Source organism: Streptomyces sp. 12E (assembly GCF_055633275.1).
Map to the genome: position 1 here is coordinate 944,798 of NZ_JBVNCJ010000001.1, position 23,417 is coordinate 968,214.

Below are 23,417 nucleotides of genomic sequence, written 5' to 3' on the forward strand. Positions count from 1 at the left end.
GCGGTACGTTCCCCTCGTGGCAGCGCCACCGCTGCACCCGCTCCCAGGCCTTCCCGCGCCTGCACGTCGTCCTGGCGGGCAAGGAGGAACACCTGCTCGGCAACCGCCTCCAAGCGCTCGCCGACGAGGTGAAGGGCATCGCCGTCGCGGTCTGAGTGAACACCCTGCCCCGCTCCAGCGCGGCGATCCCTGGTACGAGACCGGCGTCGACGACCCGGACCACCGCCGACGACGCTACCCCGAACCGCCCGGCCGTTGACGCCGCGTACGACGCCAGGCACGGCCTCGACCGAAGGGGCCGCCTGGCGCCCGGACCGACGGGCGGAACGGGCGGAACGGGCGGAACGGGCGTCGAAGTTCTCATGCCCCGCGTGGAACGCATCGGTCCGCCCGGCAGCCACAGCCCATGAAAGACCCTGTGCGGGCCATATGAGACGCAGCCTTGGGCACCCGTCCCCGCACCAGCCGCGCGGCCGTCCGCAGGAACTCCCGGTACGGCCCGTCGTCGCCGGCGGGGAGCGCCTCACGCAGCACGAGGCACCCCTCGACCGCGAGGTCCCGCCGCCGCCGTGCCGCAGTCTCCACCCGCGCACCCCTACCGGCCGGGAGCGTCGCGGCGTCCGCGTACCGTCCGGGGTCGGCCAGCACCTCCGGCGGGAAGGTGAACACGGCGTCCCCGGCCTCCGGCAGCCCGCTGTTCTGCATCAGCACCGTGACCCGCAGATCCCCGCCCTGCACCATCCGGTGCGCGGTCCCCGGCGTGAACCAGGCCACCGTGCCCGGCCGCAGCGGGACGTCCCGGTACCCGTCGCGGCTCAGGGTCTGCACGGCCCCCGGCCGCCGGTCACGACGTACGCCTCCGTGCACACAGATGCAGATGCGGACTGCCGCCGCACACCCCGTCGGCGGCCTCCCAGTCGTAGGCGTCGAGATGCGAGCGGCCGACCGCGCCGGGAAGCGGAGCGGGCCCGCTCACCACGGCAGACCGCCCAGGTGCGCCTCCACCCGCTCCCGGTCCCACACCCCGTCCGCGACCACGATCCGGTAGCGGTACGAGAAGGACTCCCCCGGCGGCAGCGCGAACTCCTCGAAGAACGCCCAGGAGAACGCCACCGACGGTACGGGCTGCGAGCGCACGAACCAGTGCGAGGGGTGGACGGCGCTCCCGTCGAGGTTCTCGGGCGCGTGTGCGAAGACGAGCGTGGAGTGACCGTCGTACCCGTCGTGTTCGGCGCTGAACGAGAGCCACGGCGCCTGCGTGCCCATGAGTTTCCCGGCCTCCGCACCGGCGCCCGCGCCGACGTCCGGCACGAGGACCGTGCCACCCGTGAAGTCGCGCGGCCCGCGCCACTGCAGTCCGGTGTAGCCGGCCATCTCACGGCCGGCTGTGGTGGGTGAGCCGAACTCCAGCGCCACGTCACGCAGGTTCGTGAGCCGGATCGACCAGTCCAGCACCCAGGCCCCGGCCTCCTCGTCGACCGAGTGGACGCTCAGTCCGCGCTCCTCACGGGCCCATTCGGCACCGCCGTTCTCCACCCACGTCAGGTCCTCGGTGCAGTCCAGCCTGTCGCCCCCGGCCTCGAAGGCGGAGAACCCGTCGTGCCGCATCGACCCGATGCGCTCGGGCAGCGGCAGATAACCCCGCCCGTGCACGTACGAATTGCCGCCCCAGAAGTTCTGTCCCGACAGATGGCTGGCCGTCATCTGCAGCCCCTTGTGCCAGCGGTGGTCGTTCGGCCGGTATCCGGTGACCGTACGTCCGCCCAGCGTCCGCACCGGATGGGCGTACGGCTTCCGGGACTCGAACGCCTCGGGATCGGGCCGGTAGACGTACCGCAGGATCTCCGTGCCTCCGGCGGCCACCACCACGGCATCGCCGATCTCATGAGTGACGCGGATGCTCATGAGCGCTCCTCGGGCGCCCAGTCGGGGTGACCGCCGTGCATGGCCGCGTGGAACGGGTCACCGGGGCCGATCTCCCCGGCCCGCACCGGCAGCCCGGTGAACGCGGCCTTGTACAGGGCGGCGGCGAACTCGAGCGTGCTCCGCGCCTCCGGTCCGCTCCCCGGCGGTCGTGTGCCGGCGTCGTAGGCGTCGAGGAGGGCGCCCAGCTGGGCCGTGTGCGAACTGGGCACGTCCTGCGCGGGCGTACGCCACGCCGCGGCGCGCTCGGCGGGAACGTGCCGGGCCGGGGTGTAGCTCCAGTCGTCGTTGACGTGCCCGTACAGGTGGGTGAGTTCGACCGTCGCGTCCGCGCAGTCGACGCGGATGCGGCTCACCTCGTCCGGCGAGAGCACGCTGTTGACGACGGTCGCGAGCGCACCGCCGCGGAAGCGGACCAGGGCGGTGGAGACGTCCTCGCTCTCGGTGTCGTGGACGAGGCGCGCCGCCATGGCCCGTATCTCCTCCCACTCCCCCAGCAGGTGCAGCAGCAGGTCGAACTGGTGGATGCCGTGTCCCATCGTCGGCCCGCCGCCCTCGGTGGCCCAGCGTCCGCGCCAGGGCACGGAGTAGTACGCGGCGTCCCGGTGCCAGGTGGTCTGGCAGTGCGCGACCAGCGGGGCGCCCAGCTCACCGCCGCGGATCAGTTCGCGGGCGTGGACGGCACCGGAACCGTAGCGGTGCTGGAAGACCACGGACGCGTACGCCCCCGAGGCCTCCTCGGAGGCCGCGATGTCGTCGTACTCGGCGAGCGACAGGCACAGCGGCTTCTCGCACAGCACCCAGGCGCCGGCCTTGAGCGCGGCCACCGTCTGCTCCCGGTGGAACGACGGCGGGGTCCCGATCAGCACCAGGTCCGGCCGTACGGCGTCCAGCATCGCGCCCACCGAGGTGAATCCGGCGACCCGCTCCCCCGCGGACGCGCGGAAGGCGTCGAGCCGGCCCTGGTCCACGTCGACGGCGGCGACCAGTTCGGTGCGGTCGGCGTGGGCGCGCAGCGCGGACAGGTGACCTCCGCTGACGATGGCGCCGGCGCCCACGACGGCGACACGGCGGCGGACGGGGGGCAAGGACATGCGGCGCTCCTCGGAACGACGGCGAAGGCGGGCCGGAAAGCTCTAGAAAGCGCTTTCCCTCACCGTCGACCCTAGGCCCGCCCGCCGACGGGAACAACCCCGGGCCCCGCATCCGGGACCGGCCGGAACCGGAATCCGGCCCCGGACCGCCCCCTACGCCCGCGCTCCGCCTCCCGACCGCAGTCCCCCGCCCCGCCCCAGGAACCGGTACCGCCGCTCGGGCCGCCCCGTCGCCCCGTACCGCAGTGACACCTCCGCGGCGCCCACGGTGTGGAAGTACTCCAGGTACCGGCGGGCGCTGACCCGCGAGACCCCGGTCAGGGCGGCGCACTCGGTGGCCGACAGGGTGCCGTCGGTCTCGCGCAGGGTGCGCTCGACCAGCCCGGCGGTCTCCGCGCTCATGCCCTTGGGCAGCCCCGGGGGCACCGTCCCCGCCGCCCCGGCCAGCACCCGGTCGACATCCGCCTGACCGCGGACCACCGTGTCGAGCAGCCGGCCGCGCCGGCCGGCGTAACGCTCCAGCCGCCCCCGCAGGTCCTCGAAGTCGAACGGCTTGAGCAGGTAGTCGACGACCCCGTGCCGGACCGCGCCGCGCACCGCGTCCGCCTCCCGGGCGGCGCTGATGACCATCACGTCGCAGTCGTGTCCGGCGGTCCGCAGCCGGGGGATGACGTCGAGACCGAACAGGTCGGGCAGGTACAGGTCGAGCAGCACCAGATCGGGACGGAGTTCGTCCACGAGGGCGATCGCCTGCTCACCGGTCCCCGCGACGCCCACGACCCGGAACACGTCGAGGCGTTCGACGTAGGCGCGGTGCACCCGGGCCACCCGGAAGTCGTCGTCGACCACGAGCACGCCGATCGCGTCGACGGCCGCGGACGCGGACCGCCCGTCCCGCGTGCTGCTCATCGCTTCCGCTCCTTCCGCCACCGCGCCGGTGAGGTGACCGCGACCGCCCGGGCGGCGGCCGTCCCCTCCGGCGGTCGCGACGCAGCGCCGCACGGGCGCCGGAACCGTCCATCATGGCCCCCACCTGCGGCCGGGGAAAGAGACGTGCGCCACTGGCGCACCCTCGCTGACGCAATGACCACAACCTCCATTGGTTCCGCAAGCACGACAGCCCGGCGGCGCGCGGGCACCATGTGGCCCGCGTCACCCTTCCCCACAGGGCCTGGCGTGATCCCAGACGACCGACCGACAGGTGGTGGCACTCGTGCGCCTGCGCACACCCCTCGCCCTGCTCGGGGCCGCCGTGCTCGTACTCCTGGGCCCGCCGCTGCTCACGACCGGCGGCGGCACCGAGACCGGCACACAGATCCCGGGCCTGCGCTTCATGGTTCCCAACTCGCCCGGCGGCGGCTACGACATCACGGCCCGCACGGCCGCGAAGAACGCCGAGGACGCCGGACTCACCCACAGCGTCGAGGTGTTCAACCTGCCCGGCGCCGGCGGCACCGTGGGCCTGAGCCGGCTGGTGAGCGAGCACGGCAACGGCAAGCTCGCCATGTCGATGGGCCTGGGCGTGGTCGGCGCCGTCCGCTCCAACGACGCGCCGAAGACGCTCGCGGACACCACTCCGATCGCCCGGCTCACCGAGGAGCAGGACGTCGTCGTGGTCGGGAAGGACTCCCCGTACGAGACGATCGACGATCTGATCGGCGCCTGGAAGGAGAACCCCGGCAAACTCCCGGTGGGCGGCGGCTCCTCCCCCGGCGGGCCCGACCACCTCGCGCCGATGCTCATGGCGCGGGCCGCCGGAATCCCCCCGAAGCAGGTCAACTACATCCCCTTCGACGGCGGCGGCGAGCTGCTCGCCTCGATCCTCGGCGACAAGGTCGCCTTCGGCGTCTCCGGCGTCGGTGAGTACCTCGACCAGATCAGGTCCGGTGAGTTGCGCCTGCTCGCGGTCACCGGCCCGGAGCGGGTCGCCGGCCTCGACGCGCCCACGCTCGGGGAAGCGGGCTACGACGTGAGCTTCACCAACTGGCGCGGCATCGTCGCCCCGCCCGGCCTCACCGACGCCGAGCGCGACAAGCTCGTGCGCCTGGTGCGGGAGCTGCACGACTCGAAGGAGTGGCGGGATTCGTTGAAGCGCAACGGCTGGGACGACGCCTTCCTGACCGGCGAGGAGTTCGGCGCGTTCCTGGACGCGGAGGACAAGCGCGTGGTCTCGGTGCTGAAGGAGCTCGGACTGTGACGACACCGGCCGCCGGCACGTCCCCGGAGCCCACCGCCGAACGGCGCTCCTGGCTCCGCGACCACTCCGAACTCGGCGTCTGCGCCCTGCTGCTGGCGCTCGGCGTACTCGTCCTGACCGACGCCCTCACCATGGACGTCGACATCGCCCAGCGCGGGCCCGTCGGCCCGAGGACCGTGCCGGTCGCGGTCGGCGTCGGCCTGCTCGTCGTCGCCGCCCTGCTCGCGGTGGACGTCCTGCGCGGCGGCCGGGGCCAGGCGGAGACCGGCGAGGACGTCGACCTGTCCGAACCCGCCGACTGGCGCACGGTGCTGCTGCTGACGGGGGTGTTCCTCGGCGCCGCCGTCCTCATCGAACCGCTCGGCTTCCCGGTCGCGGGCGCGCTGCTCTTCTGGGGCGCGGCCTTCGCGCTCGGCAGCCGCAGACCCGACCGCGATCCGCTGATCGCGGCGGTGCTCTCCTTCGTCACCTACGCCGTGTTCAACCACCTGCTCGGAGTGCCGCTGCCCGGCGGTCCGCTGATGGGAGTGCTGTGACATGAACGCCCTCACCTCCCTCATGGACGGCTTCGGCACGGCCCTCACCCCGCTCAACCTGCTCTGGGCCGCCGTGGGCGTGCTGCTCGGCACGGCGATCGGGGTGCTGCCCGGCATCGGCCCGGCGATGGCGGTGGCGCTGCTGCTGCCGGTGACGTACGGACTCGATCCGACCGGCGCGTTCATCATGTTCGCCGGGATCTACTACGGCGCGATGTTCGGCGGTTCGACGACCTCGATCCTGCTGAACACGCCCGGGGAGAGCGCGGCGGTGGTCGCGGCCATGGAGGGCAACCCCATGGCCAAGTCGGGGCGCGGCGCACAGGCCCTCGCGGCCGCCGCCATCGGGCACTTCGCGGGCGGCATGGTCGGCACGGTCCTGCTGGTCGCGCTGGCCCCGACGGTCGCCGACCTGGCGGTGGACATCGGCGCCCCGGACTACTTCGCCATCATGGTGCTGGCGTTCATCGCCGTGACGTCGGTGCTGGGTTCGTCCCGGATCCGGGGCATGGCCTCGCTGCTGATCGGTCTGACGATCGGCCTGGTGGGGCTGGACCAGATGACCGGCCAGCAGCGGCTGACGTTCGGCTCGCTGCAACTCGCCGACGGTGTCGACGTGGTGATCGTCGCGGTGGGCCTGTTCGCCATCGGTGAGGCGCTCTGGGTCGCCGCGCATCTGCGGCGCCGGCCGCCGGACCCGATCCCGGTGGGCCGGCCGTGGCTGGGCCGCGCCGATGTGCGGCGCACCTGGAAGTCCTGGGCGCGCGGTCCGTTCATCGGCTTCCCGTTCGGCGCGATCCCGGCGGGCGGCGCGGAGATCCCGACCTTCCTGTCGTACGTCACGGAGAAGCGGCTGTCGAAGCACAAGGACGAGTGGGGCAAGGGCGCCATCGAGGGCGTCGCGGGCCCGGAGTCGGCGGCGTCGGCCTCGGCGGCGGGCACGCTGGTGTCGATGCTGACCCTGGGCCTGCCGACCACGGCGGTCGCGGCGGTGATGCTGGCCGCGTTCCAGCAGTACGGCATCCAGCCCGGCCCGCTGCTCTTCGAGCGCGAGCCGGACCTGGTGTGGGGGCTGATCGCCTCGCTGTTCGTCGGCATGGTGCTGCTGCTCGCCCTCAACCTGCCGCTGGCCCCGGTGTGGGCGAAGCTGCTGCGCATCCCGCGGCCGTACCTCTACGCCGGGATCATGTTCTTCGCGGCGGTGGGCGCGTACGCGGTCGGCGGCGAGGTGATCGACCTGGTGATCCTGCTGGTCATCGGTCTGATCGGCTTCGGAATGCGGCGGTACGGACTGCCGGTGCTGCCCGCCGTCATCGGCGTCATCCTCGGCCCGGCCGCCGAACAGCAGCTGCGCCGCGCCCTGCAGATCAGCGACGGCAGTGTCACGGGTCTGGTCGACACGCCGTTCTCGGTGATCGTCTACGCGGTCGTCGTGCTGCTGCTGGCCTGGCCGCTGGTGCGCAAGGCGCTGCCCCGGAAGGGCGCCGGCAGCTGACCGCTCACGGGTTCCGCCCGTCGGGGCGCGCGTGCCCCGACGGGCGGGCGCGGATCACGCGGGCCGGTGCGCTCCGGCCCGCCCGTCCGCCACGGCGAGCGGGCGGGCCGGGCGCGGGGTCCGGTCCTCCACGGGCGCCGACCTCGCCCCCACCTCTTGACGCGTCAATGACAATAATGGCTTGATGTTCCACATGGGAGCGCTCCCACATCCTCCACGGAAGGGGACCGACCATGCACGGCATCCACCCCCTGCGCTTACGCACGGTTTCGCTCCTCGGCCTGCTGGCCGCCCTGCTCCTCCCCCTCGCACCGACCGCCGCGGCCTCGTCGGCGGCGGCCGACCCGGTGCGCGTCATGCCGCTGGGCGACTCCATCACCGGGTCGCCGGGCTGCTGGCGGGCCCTGCTGTGGAACCGGCTGCTGGACGCCGGACACGCGGACGTCGACTTCGTCGGCACCCTGCCCGCACAGGGCTGCGGCGTGACGCACGACGGGGACAACGAAGGGCACGGCGGTGAGCTGGTCACCAACGTGGCGGACCGGAACCTGCTTCCCGCGCGACTGGCGGCAACGCTGCCGGACATCGTTGTCATGCACTTCGGCACGAACGACGTCTGGAGCAACGTCTCCCCCGACCGCATCCTCGCCGCCTACACCAGGCTCGTGGGGCAGATGCGGGAGTCCAATCCGGACATGCGGGTCCTCGTCGCCCAGATCATTCCGATGACCCCCGGCACCTGCGCCGCCTGCGCCCAGCGCGTGGCCGACTTCAACGCCCGGATCCCCGCGTGGGCCGCGGCGACGAGCACCGACCGCTCCCCGGTGACCGTGGTCGACCAGTGGACGGGGTTCGACACGGCCACCGACACCTACGACGGCGTCCACCCGAACGCCGCCGGCAACGAGAAGATCGCCGCGCGTTGGTTCCCGGCCCTGGCCGCACTCCTGGAGGCGGGCGTCCCCGGCGACCCGGACGACCCCGACGGTCCGCAGGAGCCCGGCGACGCCGACTGCGCCGCGTCCTTCCGGACGATCTCCGGCTGGCAGGGCGGCTACCAGGCCGAGGTGACGGTGCGCAACACCTCCGCCGCCCCCGTCACGGGCTGGACGGTGACGGTCGTACCGGCCGACGGCGCCCGGGTGAGCCAGGTCTGGAACGGCACCCTCGGCACGTCCGCCGACGGCACGGCCACCGTCACCAACGCGCAGTGGAACGGGACCCTGGCCCCCGGAGCCAGTGCCGCCTTCGGCCTCATCGCCACCGCCCCGGCGACCTCCACCGCCCCGGCGGCGACCGTCAGCTGCACGGCCGCCTCCTGACACACGGCACGGACCACCGCACGGCGCACAGAGCAACCGCACGGTACGGACAGCCGACCGCACTCCCACTGGAGCCGCCATGAGACCCCGTACGCCCGCCTCCCCACGAGCCGCCGGCCTGCTCGCCGCCCTCCTGGGACTCCTCCTCCCGTTCCTCGTCCTCACCACTGCGGCACACGCGGCGCCCACCGGGTTCCGGGTGGAGAACGGCCGGCTCCTCGAGGCGTCCGGGAACGACTTCGTGATGCGTGGCGTCAACCACGCGCACACCTGGTACGCCGACCGGCTCGGCTCGCTGGCGCACATCAAGGCCAAGGGCGCCAACACCGTGCGCGTCGTCCTCTCCAGCGGCGACCGCTGGACCCGCAACGACGCCGCCGACGTGGCGAACGTCGTCGCGCAGTGCAAGCAGAACCGGCTGATCTGCGTCCTGGAGGTGCACGACACCACCGGCTACGGCGAGCAGAGCGGAGCGATCACCCTCTCCCGTGCCGCCGACTACTGGATCAGCGTCCAGAGCGCCTTGGCCGGCCAGGAGGACTACGTCATCGTCAACATCGGCAACGAGCCGTACGGCAACGCCGGTTACACGGCCTGGACGGCCGACACCAAGGCCGCGATCCAGAAGCTGCGCAACGCCGGATTCGACCACACGATCATGGTCGACGCCCCCAACTGGGGCCAGGACTGGGCGTTCACCATGCGTGACAACGCCGCCTCGGTCTTCGCCGCCGACCCGGACGCCAACACCGTGTTCTCCATCCACATGTACGGCGTCTTCGACACCGCCGCCGAGATCAGCGACTACCTGGGCCGCTTCGTCTCGGCGAAACTCCCCATCGTGGTGGGCGAGTTCGGGCACAACCACTCCGACGGCGACCCCGACGAGGACACCATCCTGGCCGTCACCCGGCAGCTCGGTCTCGGCTACCTCGGCTGGTCCTGGAGCGGCAACGGCGGCGGCGTCGAGTACCTCGACATGGTCGCGAACTTCGACCCGGACCAGCTGACCAGCTGGGGTGAGCGCCTCTTCGACGGCGCCGACGGGATCGCCGCCACCGCCGAGGAGGCCGCGGTCTACGGGTCCGGTTCCGGCGACGACACCACGGCCCCGACCGCTCCCGGCACTCCGAGCGCCTCGGCCGTGACCTCCTCGTCCGCGACCCTCACCTGGGGCGCCGCCACCGACGCGAACGGGGTCACCGGCTACGACGTCGTGCGGATCGCCGGCGGTACGGAGAGCACCGTCACCACGACGGCCGGCACCTCCGCCACCGTCACCGGACTCACCCCGGCCACGTCCTACACCTTCGCCGTCTACGCCCGGGACGCCGCCGGCAACCGGTCGCAGCGCTCCGCGACGGTGACCGTCACCACCTCCTCCGGCGGCACGACGGGCGCCTGCGCGATCGGCTACCGGGTGACGGGCGAGTGGCCCGGCGGGTTCCAGGGCGAGGTCACCGTCCGCAACACGGGCGGCTCCGCGGTGAACGGCTGGACGCTGCGCTGGACCTTCCCCGCCGGTCAGCGCATCACCCACATGTGGGGCGGTACGCCGACGCAGAGCGGTTCCGAGGTCAGCGTCGCCTCCGCCTCGTACACCGCGTCGATCCCCGCCTCGGGCTCGGTCAGCCTCGGCTTCACGGCCTCGCGGACCGGCGCGAACCCCAGCCCCACGGCCTTCAGCCTCAACGGCGCGAACTGCTCCGTGGCCTGACGGACCGCTGCCCGGAAGGCGCCCTCCCCCCTTCCGGGCAGTCCGCCGGACCGGCCGGGCCGGAACCGGTTCAGACGAGACGGGCGAAGACCACCAGGTTCTCGGTGTAGTCCTTGGCGGCGTGGTCGTAGTCCCCGGCGCAGGTGATGAGCCGCACCTGGGCGTCGGGGGTGTCGGCGTACACGCGCTCGTCGGGGAAGTCGTCCTTCTCGAAGGACTCCGTCTCGTCCACCACGAACGTCGCCTTGCTGCCGTCGGCGCGCAGCACCCGGAAACGGTCGCCCTTCTCCAGTTCGCTCAACCGCGCGAACACGGCCGGGGACGTCGTCGTGTCCACGTGCCCGGCGATGATCGCCGTACCGCGTTCGCCCGGGGAGACTCCCTCGGCGTACCAGCCGACCAGGTTGGTGTCGTGGGGCGGGGGTGCCTCCAGCCGCCCCTTGCTGCCGATGGCGAGGTCGGTGAAGGGGGCGTCGACGTCGATGGCGGGGATGAGCAGCCGGGTCGGCTCGGACCGCGGCAGATGCCCGGCCGCCGGTTCGCGGGTGGCGGACGCGCCGGCGGCCGAGGCGCTCGTGGACGGCACGGCGGAGGCCGCGCGCGGCCCGTGGGCGTCGTCGGGAGGGTCCTCCCCGCCGCTGAACAGCGTCATGGCCAGCAGCAGGCCGGCTCCACTCCAGAAGACCGCCGTCATGACGGCGCGCAGCCTTCGCCGCGTCGGTGACGCCTGATCGGTTTCGAGGGGGGAAGGGGAACTGGCCGGCATGGGGAGGACCACCTCATTCGGACACGGCACACGGACGACTGAGCGGGGCCGTCATGACGCGCGAGGCGCGCACGACGGCCCCGTTATGGCGCCGGGCATGGCTCAGGCCACGCTCCCGGCGGCCTTCTTGCGGCGCAGCGCGTAGGCGCCGGCGCCGAGGACCGCCAGTGCGGCCAGGCCGCCCGTGGTGACACCCGGCTCGGCGAGCCCACCGCCGCCGGTGTGCATCCCGCCGCGCGGCTTCTCCTTGTTCCACTCCTTGTCCTGCTTGCCGCCGTGGGACTCCTCGTCGTGCGAGTCGTCCTTCTCCTTGTACGTCCCGGAGTCGTACTTCGAGTCCTTGGCGGCGCCCCAGTCCTCCTCGCCCACGGCGCTCAGGGCCCCACCGCCCGTGTTCATGCCGCCGCGCGGCTTCTCGTACTCCTTGCCGTCCTTCTCGTACTCCTTGCCGTCCTTCTCGTACTCCTCGGCCTCCTTGGCCTCCTTGTCGTACTCCTCGGCCTCCTTGCCTTCCTTGTCGTACTCCTCGGCCTCCTTGTCCTGCTCCTTGCTCTCCTTGTCGTACTCCTCGGCCTCCTTGTCCTGCTCCTTGGCCTCCTTGTCGTACTCCTCGGCCTCCTTGCCCTGCTCCTTGCTCTCCTCCTCGTGCTCCTTGCTGTAGGAGGACTTGTCGTGCCCCTCTTCGCCCGAGTGGTCGGCGTAGGCTGCGGGCGCGGCGATGGCGAGGGCCGCCGTGGCCGTCGCGGTGGCGAGCACCATGCGGGCAGAACGCATCTGAGAGTCCTTCCACGGAAGACCGGGCGGCTGACTCCTCGTCAGCACAGGTGTCCCGGGCTCCGACGTGATCCACGCTGGGCCATGGCGCCCGGTCCCACCATCCAGGACGTTCACACGGGTTAACGCCTCCACCCCTCCGGCGGCACACCGGCCGCGTCCGCCCCTGTCCGGCTTCTCCCGCCCCGGTCCGCACGGCCGCCCGGCCCGATTTCATGCCGCCAATGAACAAAACCCGTTCGCGCAGTGTGGTGCCGGGCCGGGCACCGGCCTCGTCCGGTTCCGTCCCGCCCTGACCGCCTTCTTCGCCCTCGACCGCCTCGTCCTCGCCGGCCGGGTGGTGCGCATCCCCGCCGCCGAGGAACGGACCGGCGCCTCCGCGAGCGCCCTCGGCCCGGCCCTGCTCGGTGCCTCCTCCGGGGCCGTGATCACCCTGACGCTCACCGGCCGTCCGGGGGGGGGCGGTGGGACGGGCCGGATCAGGTGCGCGGTGCCGGGGTACCCGGGTGATCGGCGCCGCCGGTCTTCCGTCGGCGCCGATCATCCGACCGCCCTTCCACGGACATGGGAGAGACCGTGACCGAGCAGCAGAATCCCGTCGAGCAGCACCCGACCCCCGACTTCCCCTCCCAGGACCAGCCGCACCCCGGCTGGACCGGCCCCATGGACCCGCCGCCGGACCACGGTGAGGACTCCTACCGGGGCAGCGGCCGGCTGACGGACCGCGTGGCCGTGATCACGGGCGGGGACTCCGGGATCGGCCGGGCGGTCGCACTGGCGTTCGCCCGCGAGGGCGCCGACGTGGTCTTCACGTACCTGGACAGCGAGAAGGACGACGCCGCCGAGACCGTGCGGTGGGTGGAGGAGGCCGGCCGGCGGGCCGTGCCCGTCGCCTGCGACGTGCGGGAGGAGGAGAACTGCCGGGCGCTGATCGACCGCGCGGTGTCGGAGTTCGGCCGGATCGACATCCTGGTGAACAACGCGGCGTACCAGATGTCGCAGCCCGACGGCATCGAGGCGATCTCCACCGAGCAGTTCGACCGCGTGCTGCGGACCAACCTGTACGGCATGTTCTGGCTGTGCAAGCTGGCCGTGCCGCACATGCGGAAGGGCGGGAGCATCATCAACTCGGCCTCCGTGCAGGCCTACAAGCCCAGCCCGCACCTGCTGGACTACGCGACCACGAAGGGCGCCATCGTCACGTTCACCCAGGGTCTGGCGCAGATGCTGATCGAGCGGGGCATCCGGGTCAACGCCGTGGCGCCGGGACCGGTGTGGACGCCGTTGATCCCGGCGACCCTGCCGGACACCGCGGAGTTCGGCAAGCAGGCGCCCATCGGACGTCCGGCCCAGCCGGCCGAGATGGCCCCCGCGTACGTCTTCCTCGCCTCGCAGGAGGCGTCGTACATCACCGCGGAGATCGTCAACGCGACGGGCGGGACCCCGCTTCCGTAGGACCCCGGGGGGCGTCCGTACGGCGGACTCCCGCCCATGGACGCCGCCCGGTTCCTGAAGTGCTGGAGGAAGAGGGCCGGTTGCCGGCCGACATCGCGGAACGGGCCGGCGCGGACGCGGTGGGGAGCGTACGGCTGTCCCGGGAGCCGCCGGTGACCGCCCGCGACACGTCCGGGAACGCGGAGTGCGAACTCGCCGGACCCGCCGAGCAGTCGTGTCTCGCGCTGCGGAACCGGGCGCCGTTGCCGGCGGTGCCGGGTGATCCGGGGCCCGTCGCGCTGTGGCGAGAGGCGTCCGCCGTGGTCCGGGAGGTCCTCGCCGGCCCGGTCAGCCGGCGTCCGAGAGCATCCGGGCCAGCACCGCACGCTGTACGGGCAGTACCTCGCCGTGCAGCGCGCGGCCCTTCGGCGTGAGCGACACCCGCACACCCCGCCGGTCCTCCGGGCACGTCCCGCGCTCGGCGAGGCCCTCCTTCTCCAGCCGGGCGACCAGCCGGGACAACGCGCTCTGGCTCAGATGGACGTGCTCGGAGATCTCCTGGACGCGGTAGGAGCAGCCGCCCGGTCCGGCACCCTGCGCGAGGATGTCGAGGACCTCGAAGTCGCTGGCGCACAAGCCGTGTCCGTGCAGGGCACGGTCGATCTCGCACTGGGTGCGCGCATGCAGCGCGAGCACACCCCGCCACCGTTCCACGAGCGCCTGTTCGGCCTGCTTCGCCGCCATGGGCGCACCGTAGCAGGCATGCGCGTGCGAGTCTCCCCGGCCTTCCCCGTCTCCCCGGCGGACGCCGGCTCCGCCGGATTCCTTGCCCGCCGGGGCACACACCTGTTTCACTCTTCGGATGACGGGTCACGGAGGACGGCGGAGCCAGGCCGAGCGGGACGCCGTCACCGTCGAGACCGGGTACGCGCTGTGCAGCGCGGCGTTCGCGGCGGCGGTCGTCCTCGGGGCCGTGACGGGGCCGGCGCTGCTCTTCGAACTGCCGGGCACCTTCGAGGCGGTGCTGCGCCGCACCGGACCACTGCTCGCGACGGTCCTGTTCGCCGTCCGCACGGTGTCCGTGCTGGTCCGGTTCCAGCGAGCGGATCAGCCCAGCCAGCCGGACCGTACCGAACCCGGCCCATAGGCCGGCACCACCAGTCGGGCCCGGTCACGAGCGTCCAGTTTCACCATGGCGCGGCTGACACGGGTCCTGGCGGTGAGCGGGCTGACGACCGGGCGGCGGGCGATCTCCTCGTCGGACGGGCCGATGCCGACCAGGGCCATCCTCGGCCTCGGACAACAGTACGGCGAGCACCCGCCGCCGGGGCGCGGGGCGACCGGTGCGACGTCGGCCCGGCGTGGTGACCGCGCGTACTCCCGGCGCAGTACGTCCGCCCGGCCCCGCCTCCTACGAGGGCTCGGCGGTCCGCCCGCCCGGTCCGTCCGCGGGACCCTGCTGCGGGTACACCAGGCCCATGGTGTGCGCGAGCTGCCCCACCGCGTGGCGGAAGAACGTGTCGCGGTCCTCCACCAGCCGGTTGAACTGGCCGAACACCTCGAACCCGATCAGCCCGAACAGCTGGGCCCAGGCGGCCACCATCGTCGCCACCACCTCGGGCGGCAGGTCGGGCGCGAGGTCGGCGGCCATGCGCACGGCCTCGGGCCTCAACTCGGCCGGCAGTGAGGGCTGGGCGAGTCCGAGGCCCCGGTGCGCGTCGCGGAGGATGCCGATGACGACGAGTGCGGAGCGGGCGGCGGCCGGAACGGTCGTGTCGGGCGCGGTGTAGCCGGGCACCGGCGTGCCGTGGATCAGCGCGTACTCGTGCGGGTGCCCGAGCGCCCAGTCGCGCACGCTCTCGCACACGGCGGTCCAGCGCCCCACCGGTCCGATGTCGGCGGCCGCGTCCCGGGCCGCTTCGGCCGCCGCGCCGAGGGAGTCGTAGGCGTCGATGATGAGCGCGGTCAGCAGGTCGTCACGGCTGGGGAAGTAGCGGTAGAGCGCGGAGGAGGCCATGCCGAGCTCGCGTGCGACGGCCCGCAGCGAGAGCTTGACGGCACCCTCCTGAGCGAGCTGTCTGCGGGCCTCCTCCTTGATGGCCGCGGTGACTTCGATCCTGGCCCGGGCGCGGACGCCGTGTGCGGAGCTGGTCATGCCGTCCAGTGTTCCATGAAACCGGAGCAGTGCACACAAACAAGAACGGTGCACATAAACGAGAGCAGTGCTCTTGCCTTACCGTCCGGCATCCCGCAGACTGAAGGCACACCGCGAGAGCAGTGCTCACGAAAGAGAGCAGCGCTCTCGCCATTACTCCGACCCGGGGGTCACCGATGTCGTCGTCAACGCCGTACTACCTCAAGGGCAGCCCCATGGCCGTCCGGCTCAACAGCGTCGTCGGCCGGCTGGCCCGGCACGGCCTCAGCCTCGCCGGAACCGCGGAGATGTCCGTCCGCGGCCGCAGGAGCGGACGGATGCAGCGCATCCCGGTCAACCCGCACACCCACGAGGGCGGGCAGTACCTGGTCTCGGCACGCGGTCACTCCCAGTGGGTGCGCAACATGCGCGCCGCCGGCGGCGGGGAACTGCGGGTGGGCCGCAAGGTCCGCAGCTTCACCGCGGTGGAGCTTCCCGACGAGGAGAAGCTCCCGATCCTGCGGACCTACCTGGAGAAGTGGGGCTGGGAGGTGAACCAGTACTTCCAGGGGGTCACCGCCCGGTCCTCCGACGCGGAGATCGCCGCGGCCGCCCCCGACCACCCGGTCTTCCGGATCACCGTCAGGAGCTGACCCCGTCGCCCGAGGGACGCCGGTCCAGCGCCACCAGCGCGCGGTGCGCCAAGGGGTGGGTACGGACCAGTTCGCCGAGCGTCGTCGAGCCCTGCGTGATGTCCTTGAACGCCTTCCAGGCCGGGCGGAAGCCGGTGAGGACCGCGTGGAACACCCCCGGGCGCCGTTCGAAGGCGGCCAGCATCCGCTTGCCGACGCTCATCTCCACGCCGAGTCCCGCCTTCACGGCGAAGGCGTAGTTCAGCGCCTGCCGGCGCGTGTCCACGGCGTCGTGCGCCTCGGCGATCCGCACCGCCCACTCCCCCGCCAGCCGGCCCGAGCGCAGCGCGAAGGAGATGCCCTCGCGGGTCCACGGCTCCAGCAGCCCGGCCGCGTCCCCGCACACCAGCACGCGCCCGCGCGACAGCGGCGAGTCGTCGGCGCGGCAACGCGTCAAGTGACCGGAGGAGATGCTCGGTTCGAAGCCGGCGAGGCCGAGCCGCCCGATGAAGTCCTCCAAGTAGCGCTTGGTCGCGGCGCCTTCACCACGCCGTGAGATCACACCGACGGTGAGCGTGTCGCCCTTGGGGAAGACCCAGCCGTAACTGCCGGGCATCGGGCCCCAGTCGATGAGCACCCGCCCCTTCCAGTCCTCGGCGACCGTCTGCGGCACCGGGATCTCCGCCTCCAGGCCCAGGTCGACCTGGTCCAGCTTGACGCCGACGTGGGCCCCTATGCGGCCGGCGCTGCCGTCCGCGCCGACCACGGCCCGGGCGAGCACCGTCTCGCCGCCCTGCAGGACGACGGCGACCGTGCGCCGGTCCGGTACGGCCGAACCGTGCTGCTCCACCCGCTGCACGGCGACGCCGGTGCGCAGCTCGGCGCCCGCCTTCTGCGCGTGCTCCACCAGCTGCTGGTCGAACTCGGGCCGGTTGATCAGCCCGAACAGCATCTGCCGGGAACGGCGGGTACGGCTGAAACGGCCGTTGTTCGAGAACGTCACCGCGTGCACCCGGTCCTTGAACGGAAGCTCGAAACCGGGCGGGAGCGAGTCGCGGGAGGGACCGATGATGCCGCCGCCGCACGTTTTGTAGCGCGGCAGCTCCGCCTTCTCCAGCAACAGCACGCGCCGCCCCGCGACCGCCGCCGCGTAGGCGGCCGAGGCCCCCGCGGGTCCCGCGCCCACCACGACGACGTCCCACACCTGCCGTACGTCGTCCGCCGAAGAGTTCTCGCTGCTCACGATGGTCTACTGCTCCCGATCCAGCCGCCTGCCGCTCCTGTCCTCCCGCATCCTACGGCGGCGTTCGCCTCGGGCCACTGTGGGAGGATCGGCGGCGTAAGTGCCCCGTACACGGGTCCTCACGCACACCGCACGATCATCTCGTACAAAGAAGTTCGCACAAGCTTCAACGTCGCACCCACAAGGAGCGTGCCCATGTCGTCGAATCCGGTCGCCGCGACCGTCGCCTCGCTGATGCCCAGGGCGAAGGAGGAGCTCGCCGAACTGGTGGCCTTCAAGTCGGTGGCGGACTTCGGCCAGTTCCCGCGCGAGGAGAGCGAGGGCGCCGCGCGCTGGATCGCGGACGCGCTCACCGCCGAGGGTTTCGAGGACGTGGCGCTGCTCGACACCCCGGACGGCACACAGTCGGTGTACGGCTGCCTGCCGGGCCCGGAGGGCGCCAGGACCGTGCTGCTGTACGCGCACTACGACGTGCAGCCGCCGCTGGACGAGTCCGGCTGGACCACCCCGCCCTTCGAGCTGACCGAGCGCGACGGCCGCTGGTACGGGCGCGGGGCCGCCGACTGCAAGGGCGGCGTGATCATGCACCTGCTGGCGCTGCGGGCGCTGAAGGCGAACGGCGGCGTCCCCGTGCACGTCAAGGTGATCGTCGAGGGCTCGGAGGAGCAGGGCACCGGCGGTCTGGAACGGTACGCCGAGGAACACCCCGGCCTGCTGGCGGCCGACGCCGTCGTGATCGGCGACGCGGGCAACTTCCGCGCCGGTCTGCCGACGGTCACCTCCACCCTGCGCGGCATGACGCTCGTCCGGGTACGGATCGACACCTTGGAGGGCAACCTGCACTCCGGCCAGTTCGGTGGAGCCGCGCCCGACGCGCTGGCCGCGCTCGTACGCGTGCTGGACTCGCTGCGCGCCGAGGACGGCAGCACGACCGTCGACGGGCTGGCCGGCGACCAGGCGTGGGACGGACTGCAGTACGACGACGAGCGGTTCCGCGAGGACGCCAAGGTGCTGGACGGGGTGGAGCTGATCGGTTCCGGCACGGTCGCCGACCGCGTCTGGGCGCGCCCGGCGGTGACCGTGCTCGGCATCGACTGCCCGCCGGTGGTCGGCGCCACGCCTTCGGTGCAGTCGAGCGCCCGCGCGCTGATCAGCCTGCGGGTGCCGCCGGGCGTCGACGCGGCCGAGGCGACCGGGCTGCTCCGGGCGCACCTGGAGGCGCACACGCCGTGGGGTGCGCGGGTGAGCACCGAGCAGATCGGTCAGGGGCAGGCGTTCCGCGCGGACACCACCAGTCCGGCCTACCGGGCCATGGCCGACGCGATGGCGGTGGCGTACCCGGGCCAGGAGATGCAGTACGCGGGTCAGGGCGGCTCCATCCCGCTGTGCAACACCCTCGCCGCCCTCTATCCGAAGGCGGAGATCCTGCTCATCGGCCTGAGCGAGCCGGAGGCGCAGATCCACGCGGTGAACGAGAGCGTGTCCCCCGACGAACTCGAACGGCTGTCGGTCGCGGAGGCGCTGTTCCTGCGCACCTACGCGTCCGGCGCGAACTGACGCCGAAGGGGCGGTCCGCCGCTCTGCTGACGGCAGAGCGGCGTACCGCGGGCGGGAACTCCGCCCCTACGGTCCTCCCATGGACGTCGTAGAGCTCCACCCCCGTCTCCACCTCCTGCGCTTCCCCGTCGGTCAGGCGTACCTCTGGCGCGACGGCGGGGAAGGGCGCGAGGAGGGGCTGACGCTGATCGACGCGGGGCCGGCGGGTTGCGGGGCGGCGATCGCCGAGGCCGTGACCGCGCTCGGCCGGCACCCGCGGGACGTACGCCGCGTCGTGCTCACCCACTTCCACGAGGACCACGCCGGCGGGGCGGCCGAGGTGGCGGCGCTCACCGGCGCCGAGGTACTGGCCCACCGGCTGGACGCACCGCACGTACGCGGTGAGGTTCCGGGCCCGTCCCCGGTGTTCGAGGAGTGGGAGCGGCCCCTGCACGAGCGGGCGGCGCGGCTCCTCCCTCCGGGAGACTTCGAACGCCCGGCCGAGGTCGTGGAGTTGTCGGACGGCGACGTTCTCGACGTGGGCGGCGGGGCGCACGTCGTGCACGTGCCGGGACACACGCTCGGCAGTGTCGCGCTGCACCTGCCCCGGTACGGCGTGCTGTTCACCGGTGACACGGTGGCCGCCTCCCCCGTGGACGGCACCGTGATGCCGGGTGTGTTCAACCTCGACCGGCGGCAGGTCCTCACCGCCTGCCACCGGCTGGCCGCTCTCGACGCGGAGGTGGCCTGCTTCGGCCACGGCGAGCCGGTGACCGAACGCGCGGCCCGGGCACTGCGTGCGGCGGTGGACCGGGCGGACCGGGCCCCGGACTGACCGGGGGCCTCAGCCGACCGGCACCCCGGCCTCCAGGTACATCGCCTTCCCGCGTTCCCGTGCCCGCAGTGCCCGGCGCAGTCGTTCGTAGCGGACCGGGGGCAGCAGATCGGCGGCCTCGGCCTCGGAGGCGAAGCGCCAGCCGCGCAGTTCCGGTCCGGGCAGCAGGAGGCGTCCGGCGTCCGCGGAGTCGAGACGGCCGCCGTCGAAGAGCAGCCGCAGGCCGCCGAATCCGGGCGGCGCGGGCGGCTCCCAGTCGACGACGAGGAGCGCCGGCACGTCGTCGAGGCGGATACCGGTCTCCTCGGCGACCTCGCGCATGCCCGCGCGCGCGGGCGCCTCGCCGCGTTCCACGACACCGCCCGGGAACTCCCAGCCCGGCTTGTAGGTCGGATCGACGAGCAGGACCCGGTCCTGCTCGTCGAAGAGCAGGACGCCGGCGGCGACCGTCTCCGCGGTGGGTTCGGGCGTCTGTACGATGTCGCAGGCCGGCGCCTCCCCGCTGCCGACCGCCTCGGCTATCCGCAGGGCGGTCTCGTAGGGGCTGAGGGTTCCGCTGTCGACCGGGTAGGCGTCGGCGGTGAGCCAGGCGGCGAGGGCCGCCTTGTACGGCTCGATGTGGTCGTACGACCATTGCCGGACGCGCGTCTCGCCGGCCGCGAGGTCCGCCGGGACCTCGCGGCCGGCTATGCGTTGCCGCAGGATCGTTTCCGCCGGGGCGAGGAGGACGTGCCGGACCGGTATCCGGCGAGCGGCGAGCCCGCCGAAGATCTCGTCACGGTACTCCTGGCGCAGCAGGGTCATGGGGACCACGAGGGTCCCGCCGAGCTCGGCGAGCATCGCGGCCGCCGTGTCGATCACGAGCCGTCGCCAGATCGGGAGGTCCTGGAAGTCGCCGACCTCGGCGAGGCGTTTGGGCGGAAGCAGCTGCTCCAGTGCTCCGCCGATGACCTCGGGGTCGAAGAGCGTGCTGTTCGGGATCAGCTCGATCAGTTCGTGCGCGGTGGTGGTCTTTCCCGCACCGAACGCGCCGTTGACCCAGACGATCACGTTTCCCCCTCTTCCGTTGGCCCCCTGTGGCTTGCCCGCTCCACCCTGCCACGGAAACCAGATCCGGTTGAGAACGCGCGAGAACCACGGGAACGGCGCCGGCGTCCCCGGACGACGGGGGCGCCGGCGCCGTACGGTCGCGCCGTGGGGCTCGTCAGGCCTTGTCACCCCGGTCGACGTCCAGGTCCAGGGTGTTGTCCTCGGCGACGGTCCGGTCGAGGGTGTCGAGGGTGTCGTCGACGCCGAGCGGGGCGGCAACGTCGGCGACCGCGTGCGACGGGGTGACGGCCGCGACGACGAAGCCGGTGGCGAGGGAGGCGATGGCCAGCATGCTGCGCTTCTTCATACCCGCCTCAACTGCCGGAACGGCATCGGGGTCACGCACGTGTTCCCGGGAGCGCCCCGGTGGCCGTCACGGCGTCGCCGCACGACGGGCCGCAGCGGAGCCCGGACCCGGCTCTCAGACCCCCGCCACCGCCGCATCCGTCCTGCCCGCCAGCGCCGCCGCCGCCGCGCCCACCAGGCCCGCGTCCGTGCCCATCCGGGCCGGGGCCACGACGAGGCGCTGGACGAAGGACAGGGTGGCGTACTCGGTGAGGGCCTTGCGCAGGGGGGCGAAGAGGACCTCGCCCGCCTTGCCCACGCCCCCGCCGATCACCGCGACGTCGATCTCGACGAGTGTCGCGGTGGCCGCGATCCCGGCGGCCAGCGCCCTGGCTGCCCGCTCGAAGGACGCCATGGCCACCGGATCCCCGGCCCGGGCGGCGGAGGCCACCGCGGCGGCGGAGGCGTCGCCGTCCGGACCGGGACGCCAGCCGTTGTCCAGGGCCCGGCGGGCGATGTTCGGGCCGCTCGCGATGCGCTCCACGCAGCCGCGCGAACCGCACGGGCACAGGTCGCCTTCGAGGTCCACGCTGATGTGGCCGATGTGGCCGGCGTTGCCGGTGGGCCCGGGGTGCAGCCGCCCGCCGAGCACCAGGCCGCCGCCGACCCCGGTCGAGACGACCATGCACAGCGCGTTGTCGTGGCCGCGGGCCGCGCCCTGCCAGTGCTCGGCGGCCGTGATCGCCACCCCGTCGCCGATCAGCTCCACGGGCAGGCCCCCGGCCGCGTCCCGGACCCGGGCGACGAGCGGGTACTCGCGCCAGCCGGGCACGTTGACCGGGCTCACCGTGCCGGCGGAGGCGTCCACGGGGCCGGCGCTGCCGATGCCCACCGCGCCGGCGCGCCGCCACAGCGGGGACGCGGCGAGTTCACCGAGCACCGCCTCGACCGCCCGCATCACGGTCTCACCGTTCTCCCGCGCGGGCGTGGGCCGCTGGGCGCGGACCAGGATCCGGCCCCGGCGGTCCACCAGCGCGCCGGCGATCTTGGTGCCGCCTATGTCGAGCGCGGCCACGAGGTCGGTGTGCATCAGTGTCGTTTCTCCCCGTTGAAACATCGGAAAATCGCCGAGAACGACCATGTGCGACCACGAGGCGGCACATGGAGTACGAGCAACGGCCCGGTCGTGCGGCGAGGTGCGGGCCTGAGTGCGCGTGGGACAGTGTCCCCCGAGCCTGACAACGTTGTCCAGGTTCTATGCTCGACGCCACATCCTCATACAACCCCATGGCCCCACGCATCCTCGTGGCCGACAGGACAGGACACCGCACCGTGCCGGAGACGACCCGCCGCACCGACCGCATCCCAGGGACCCGTTACGGCAACCGTCCGACGATGAAGGACGTGGCCGCGCGCGCCGGGGTCGGACTCAAGACGGTCTCCCGCGTGGTCAACGGCGAGCCCGGAGTCACGCCGGAGACGGAGCGCCGCGTCCAGGAGGCGATCGAGGCGCTCGGCTTCCGCCGCAACGACAGCGCCCGCGTGCTGCGCAAGGGCCGCACCGCCAGCATCGGTCTGGTCCTCGAGGACCTCGCGGACCCGTTCTACGGTCCGCTGAGCCGGGCGGTCGAGGAGGTGGCCCGGGCACACGGCGCCCTGCTGATCAACGGCTCCAGCGCGGAGGACGCCGACCGCGAGCAGGAGCTGGTGCTGGCGCTGTGCGCGCGCCGGGTGGACGGGCTGGTGGTGATCCCGGCCGGGGACGACCACCGCTACCTGGCGCCGGAGATCAAGGCGGGCGTCGCCACCGTCTTCGTGGACCGTCCGGCCGGGCACATCGACGTGGACGTCGTCGTCTCGGACAACTTCGGCGGCGCCCACGACGGCGTGAGCCACCTGATCGCACACGGTCACCGCCGGATCGGCTTCATCGGCGACATGCCCCGCATCCACACCGCGGCCGAGCGGCTGCGCGGCTACCGGACCGCCATGGAGGACGCGGGGATAACGGTGGCGGACTCCTGGATGTCGCTGGGCGTCACCGACCCGGAGCGGGTGCGCCGGGCGGCCGAGGAGATGCTCTCAGGACCGGATCCGGTCACCGCGATCTTCACGGGCAACAACCGGGTGACGGTCACCGTGATCCGGGTGCTGGCCGGGCACGCCCGCCGGGTCGCCCTGGTCGGCTTCGACGACATCGAGCTCGCCGATCTGCTCCAGCCGGGCGTCACGGTCGTCGCCCAGGACGCGGCGGCCCTCGGCCGGACCGCTGCCGAGCGGCTGTTCCGCCAGCTGGACGGCACCCTGCTCGCCCCGGAGCGGATCGAGCTCCCCACCCGGCTGATCACCCGTGGCTCCGGCGAGCTGCCCCCGGCGGACTAGCGGCGGACGGCGCCGGTGGAGGA

22 protein-coding genes and 3 pseudogenes are annotated in these 23,417 nt (G+C 72.9%); 12 read left to right on the plus strand and 13 right to left on the minus strand.

Translation table 11 applies throughout. The annotated features are described in order from the left end of the window. Positions 1 to 433: 433 nt before the first annotated feature. From ACZ8ZB_RS04375 to ACZ8ZB_RS04390, 4 genes and pseudogenes are all read right to left on the minus strand, one after another. Positions 434 to 979, minus strand: a pseudogene (locus tag ACZ8ZB_RS04375) (cupin domain-containing protein); the annotation flags it as partial. Then, on the minus strand, positions 973 to 1,905 hold the full coding sequence (locus tag ACZ8ZB_RS04380) for a DUF6807 domain-containing protein (protein ID WP_470736399.1): 933 nt from the start codon (positions 1,903 to 1,905) through the stop codon (positions 973 to 975). The gene ACZ8ZB_RS04380 and the pseudogene ACZ8ZB_RS04375, both read right to left, overlap by 7 nt. Continuing rightward, positions 1,902 to 3,017, minus strand: coding sequence for a Gfo/Idh/MocA family protein (locus ACZ8ZB_RS04385; protein WP_470736400.1), 1,116 nt, complete (start codon positions 3,015 to 3,017; stop codon positions 1,902 to 1,904). Before ACZ8ZB_RS04385 ends, ACZ8ZB_RS04380 begins: the two co-directional genes overlap by 4 nt. A gap of 153 nt (positions 3,018 to 3,170) precedes the next feature. Next, positions 3,171 to 3,926, minus strand: coding sequence for a response regulator (locus tag ACZ8ZB_RS04390; RefSeq protein WP_470736401.1), 756 nt, complete (start codon positions 3,924 to 3,926; stop codon positions 3,171 to 3,173). A gap of 304 nt (positions 3,927 to 4,230) precedes the next feature. Between ACZ8ZB_RS04390 and ACZ8ZB_RS04395 the strand changes: the two genes are divergently transcribed. From ACZ8ZB_RS04395 to ACZ8ZB_RS04415, 5 genes are all read left to right on the plus strand, one after another. Continuing rightward, positions 4,231 to 5,214 (plus strand): Bug family tripartite tricarboxylate transporter substrate binding protein, encoded by a 984-nt coding sequence (locus ACZ8ZB_RS04395; protein ID WP_470741416.1) that lies wholly within the window; start codon positions 4,231 to 4,233, stop codon positions 5,212 to 5,214. Continuing rightward, a complete protein-coding gene (locus ACZ8ZB_RS04400) occupies positions 5,211 to 5,750 on the plus strand; it encodes a tripartite tricarboxylate transporter TctB family protein (protein ID WP_470736402.1) in 540 nt (179 codons plus the stop codon). The genes ACZ8ZB_RS04395 and ACZ8ZB_RS04400 overlap by 4 nt, the downstream gene beginning before the upstream one ends. A 1-nt stretch (position 5,751) precedes the next feature. After that, positions 5,752 to 7,245: a tripartite tricarboxylate transporter permease gene (locus ACZ8ZB_RS04405; RefSeq protein WP_470736403.1), complete on the plus strand. Its 1,494-nt coding sequence runs from the start codon at positions 5,752 to 5,754 to the stop codon at positions 7,243 to 7,245. 233 nt (positions 7,246 to 7,478) lie between these two features. Further along, the gene (locus ACZ8ZB_RS04410) at positions 7,479 to 8,567 is read left to right on the plus strand and encodes a GDSL-type esterase/lipase family protein (protein ID WP_470736404.1); all 1,089 of its coding nucleotides are present in this window, start codon (positions 7,479 to 7,481) and stop codon (positions 8,565 to 8,567) included. Positions 8,568 to 8,646: 79 nt separating this feature from the next. Beyond that, positions 8,647 to 10,284 (plus strand): cellulase family glycosylhydrolase, encoded by a 1,638-nt coding sequence (locus tag ACZ8ZB_RS04415; protein WP_470736405.1) that lies wholly within the window; start codon positions 8,647 to 8,649, stop codon positions 10,282 to 10,284. 70 nt (positions 10,285 to 10,354) lie between these two features. Here ACZ8ZB_RS04415 and ACZ8ZB_RS04420 read toward each other — a convergent pair whose 3' ends face one another. Next, positions 10,355 to 10,978: a class F sortase gene (locus ACZ8ZB_RS04420; protein ID WP_470736406.1), complete on the minus strand. Its 624-nt coding sequence runs from the start codon at positions 10,976 to 10,978 to the stop codon at positions 10,355 to 10,357. 174 nt (positions 10,979 to 11,152) lie between these two features. Continuing rightward, positions 11,153 to 11,824, minus strand: coding sequence for a hypothetical protein (locus ACZ8ZB_RS04425; protein ID WP_470736407.1), 672 nt, complete (start codon positions 11,822 to 11,824; stop codon positions 11,153 to 11,155). Positions 11,825 to 12,116: 292 nt separating this feature from the next. On the opposite strand from ACZ8ZB_RS04425, the pseudogene ACZ8ZB_RS04430 reads away from it, so the two are divergent. Next, positions 12,117 to 12,275 (plus strand): annotated as a pseudogene (locus ACZ8ZB_RS04430) (MFS transporter); the annotation flags it as partial. A 113-nt stretch (positions 12,276 to 12,388) separates the two neighbouring features. Continuing rightward, positions 12,389 to 13,279, plus strand: coding sequence for an SDR family oxidoreductase (locus ACZ8ZB_RS04435; protein WP_470736408.1), 891 nt, complete (start codon positions 12,389 to 12,391; stop codon positions 13,277 to 13,279). A 327-nt stretch (positions 13,280 to 13,606) separates the two neighbouring features. Here the strand turns inward: ACZ8ZB_RS04435 and ACZ8ZB_RS04440 are convergent, their stop codons facing one another. After that, positions 13,607 to 14,002, minus strand: coding sequence for a MarR family winged helix-turn-helix transcriptional regulator (locus tag ACZ8ZB_RS04440; RefSeq protein WP_470736409.1), 396 nt, complete (start codon positions 14,000 to 14,002; stop codon positions 13,607 to 13,609). 118 nt (positions 14,003 to 14,120) lie between these two features. Between ACZ8ZB_RS04440 and ACZ8ZB_RS04445 the strand changes: the two genes are divergently transcribed. Next, on the plus strand, positions 14,121 to 14,405 hold the full coding sequence (locus tag ACZ8ZB_RS04445) for a DUF6332 family protein (protein WP_470736410.1): 285 nt from the start codon (positions 14,121 to 14,123) through the stop codon (positions 14,403 to 14,405). On the opposite strand, the pseudogene ACZ8ZB_RS04450 reads toward ACZ8ZB_RS04445, so the two are convergent. Together ACZ8ZB_RS04450 and ACZ8ZB_RS04455 are read right to left on the minus strand one after the other, a co-directional pair. Beyond that, positions 14,366 to 14,554: pseudogene (locus ACZ8ZB_RS04450) on the minus strand (DNA-binding response regulator); the annotation flags it as partial. The gene ACZ8ZB_RS04445 and the pseudogene ACZ8ZB_RS04450 overlap by 40 nt on opposite strands. Before the next feature lie 115 nt (positions 14,555 to 14,669). Further along, positions 14,670 to 15,413: a TetR/AcrR family transcriptional regulator gene (locus ACZ8ZB_RS04455; RefSeq protein ID WP_470736411.1), complete on the minus strand. Its 744-nt coding sequence runs from the start codon at positions 15,411 to 15,413 to the stop codon at positions 14,670 to 14,672. A 176-nt stretch (positions 15,414 to 15,589) separates the two neighbouring features. Here ACZ8ZB_RS04455 and ACZ8ZB_RS04460 point away from each other — a divergent pair, with 176 nt between their 5' ends. Continuing rightward, positions 15,590 to 16,045, plus strand: a complete 456-nt coding sequence (locus ACZ8ZB_RS04460) for a nitroreductase family deazaflavin-dependent oxidoreductase (protein ID WP_470736412.1) — start codon at positions 15,590 to 15,592, stop codon at positions 16,043 to 16,045. Here ACZ8ZB_RS04460 and ACZ8ZB_RS04465 read toward each other — a convergent pair. Next, positions 16,035 to 17,267, minus strand: a complete 1,233-nt coding sequence (locus ACZ8ZB_RS04465; protein WP_470736413.1) for a geranylgeranyl reductase family protein — start codon at positions 17,265 to 17,267, stop codon at positions 16,035 to 16,037. The genes ACZ8ZB_RS04460 and ACZ8ZB_RS04465 overlap by 11 nt on opposite strands. Positions 17,268 to 17,462: 195 nt before the next feature. On the opposite strand from ACZ8ZB_RS04465, the gene ACZ8ZB_RS04470 reads away from it, so the two are divergent. Both ACZ8ZB_RS04470 and ACZ8ZB_RS04475 read left to right on the plus strand, forming a co-directional pair. After that, positions 17,463 to 18,824, plus strand: coding sequence for a M20/M25/M40 family metallo-hydrolase (locus ACZ8ZB_RS04470; RefSeq protein WP_470736414.1), 1,362 nt, complete (start codon positions 17,463 to 17,465; stop codon positions 18,822 to 18,824). Between the two features lie 79 nt (positions 18,825 to 18,903). Further along, positions 18,904 to 19,638 (plus strand): MBL fold metallo-hydrolase, encoded by a 735-nt coding sequence (locus ACZ8ZB_RS04475; protein WP_470736415.1) that lies wholly within the window; start codon positions 18,904 to 18,906, stop codon positions 19,636 to 19,638. Positions 19,639 to 19,647: 9 nt separating this feature from the next. Here ACZ8ZB_RS04475 and ACZ8ZB_RS04480 read toward each other — a convergent pair whose 3' ends face one another. From ACZ8ZB_RS04480 to ACZ8ZB_RS04490, 3 genes are all read right to left on the minus strand, one after another. Then, on the minus strand, positions 19,648 to 20,688 hold the full coding sequence (locus ACZ8ZB_RS04480) for an NUDIX hydrolase (RefSeq protein ID WP_470736416.1): 1,041 nt from the start codon (positions 20,686 to 20,688) through the stop codon (positions 19,648 to 19,650). A 154-nt stretch (positions 20,689 to 20,842) separates the two neighbouring features. After that, positions 20,843 to 21,034 carry a hypothetical protein gene (locus ACZ8ZB_RS04485; RefSeq protein ID WP_470736417.1) on the minus strand — a complete coding sequence of 64 codons (192 nt, stop codon included), beginning with the start codon at positions 21,032 to 21,034 and terminating at the stop codon, positions 20,843 to 20,845. 114 nt (positions 21,035 to 21,148) lie between these two features. Then, positions 21,149 to 22,102 (minus strand): ROK family protein, encoded by a 954-nt coding sequence (locus tag ACZ8ZB_RS04490; RefSeq protein WP_470736418.1) that lies wholly within the window; start codon positions 22,100 to 22,102, stop codon positions 21,149 to 21,151. 197 nt (positions 22,103 to 22,299) lie between these two features. Between ACZ8ZB_RS04490 and ACZ8ZB_RS04495 the strand changes: the two genes are divergently transcribed. Next, positions 22,300 to 23,394, plus strand: coding sequence for a LacI family DNA-binding transcriptional regulator (locus tag ACZ8ZB_RS04495; RefSeq protein ID WP_470736419.1), 1,095 nt, complete (start codon positions 22,300 to 22,302; stop codon positions 23,392 to 23,394). Positions 23,395 to 23,417: the final 23 nt, after the last annotated feature.

Bases quoted from the DNA above. Each gene is read 5' to 3' on its own strand.
- ACZ8ZB_RS04380 (WP_470736399.1), bottom strand. From the start codon at position 1,905: ATGAGCATCCGCGTCACTCATGAGATCGGCGATGCCGTGGTGGTGGCC.
- ACZ8ZB_RS04385 (WP_470736400.1), bottom strand. From the start codon at position 3,017: ATGTCCTTGCCCCCCGTCCGCCGCCGTGTCGCCGTCGTGGGCGCCGGC.
- ACZ8ZB_RS04390 (WP_470736401.1), bottom strand. From the start codon at position 3,926: ATGAGCAGCACGCGGGACGGGCGGTCCGCGTCCGCGGCCGTCGACGCG.
- ACZ8ZB_RS04405 (WP_470736403.1), top strand. From the start codon at position 5,752: ATGAACGCCCTCACCTCCCTCATGGACGGCTTCGGCACGGCCCTCACC.
- ACZ8ZB_RS04410 (WP_470736404.1), top strand. From the start codon at position 7,479: ATGCACGGCATCCACCCCCTGCGCTTACGCACGGTTTCGCTCCTCGGC.
- ACZ8ZB_RS04415 (WP_470736405.1), top strand. From the start codon at position 8,647: ATGAGACCCCGTACGCCCGCCTCCCCACGAGCCGCCGGCCTGCTCGCC.
- ACZ8ZB_RS04420 (WP_470736406.1), bottom strand. From the start codon at position 10,978: ATGACGGCGGTCTTCTGGAGTGGAGCCGGCCTGCTGCTGGCCATGACG.
- ACZ8ZB_RS04425 (WP_470736407.1), bottom strand. From the start codon at position 11,824: ATGCGTTCTGCCCGCATGGTGCTCGCCACCGCGACGGCCACGGCGGCC.
- ACZ8ZB_RS04435 (WP_470736408.1), top strand. From the start codon at position 12,389: ATGGGAGAGACCGTGACCGAGCAGCAGAATCCCGTCGAGCAGCACCCG.
- ACZ8ZB_RS04440 (WP_470736409.1), bottom strand. From the start codon at position 14,002: ATGGCGGCGAAGCAGGCCGAACAGGCGCTCGTGGAACGGTGGCGGGGT.
- ACZ8ZB_RS04445 (WP_470736410.1), top strand. From the start codon at position 14,121: ATGACGGGTCACGGAGGACGGCGGAGCCAGGCCGAGCGGGACGCCGTC.
- ACZ8ZB_RS04455 (WP_470736411.1), bottom strand. From the start codon at position 15,413: ATGACCAGCTCCGCACACGGCGTCCGCGCCCGGGCCAGGATCGAAGTC.
- ACZ8ZB_RS04460 (WP_470736412.1), top strand. From the start codon at position 15,590: ATGTCGTCGTCAACGCCGTACTACCTCAAGGGCAGCCCCATGGCCGTC.
- ACZ8ZB_RS04470 (WP_470736414.1), top strand. From the start codon at position 17,463: ATGTCGTCGAATCCGGTCGCCGCGACCGTCGCCTCGCTGATGCCCAGG.
- ACZ8ZB_RS04475 (WP_470736415.1), top strand. From the start codon at position 18,904: ATGGACGTCGTAGAGCTCCACCCCCGTCTCCACCTCCTGCGCTTCCCC.
- ACZ8ZB_RS04485 (WP_470736417.1), bottom strand. From the start codon at position 21,034: ATGAAGAAGCGCAGCATGCTGGCCATCGCCTCCCTCGCCACCGGCTTC.
- ACZ8ZB_RS04490 (WP_470736418.1), bottom strand. From the start codon at position 22,102: ATGCACACCGACCTCGTGGCCGCGCTCGACATAGGCGGCACCAAGATC.
- ACZ8ZB_RS04495 (WP_470736419.1), top strand. From the start codon at position 22,300: ATGGCCCCACGCATCCTCGTGGCCGACAGGACAGGACACCGCACCGTG.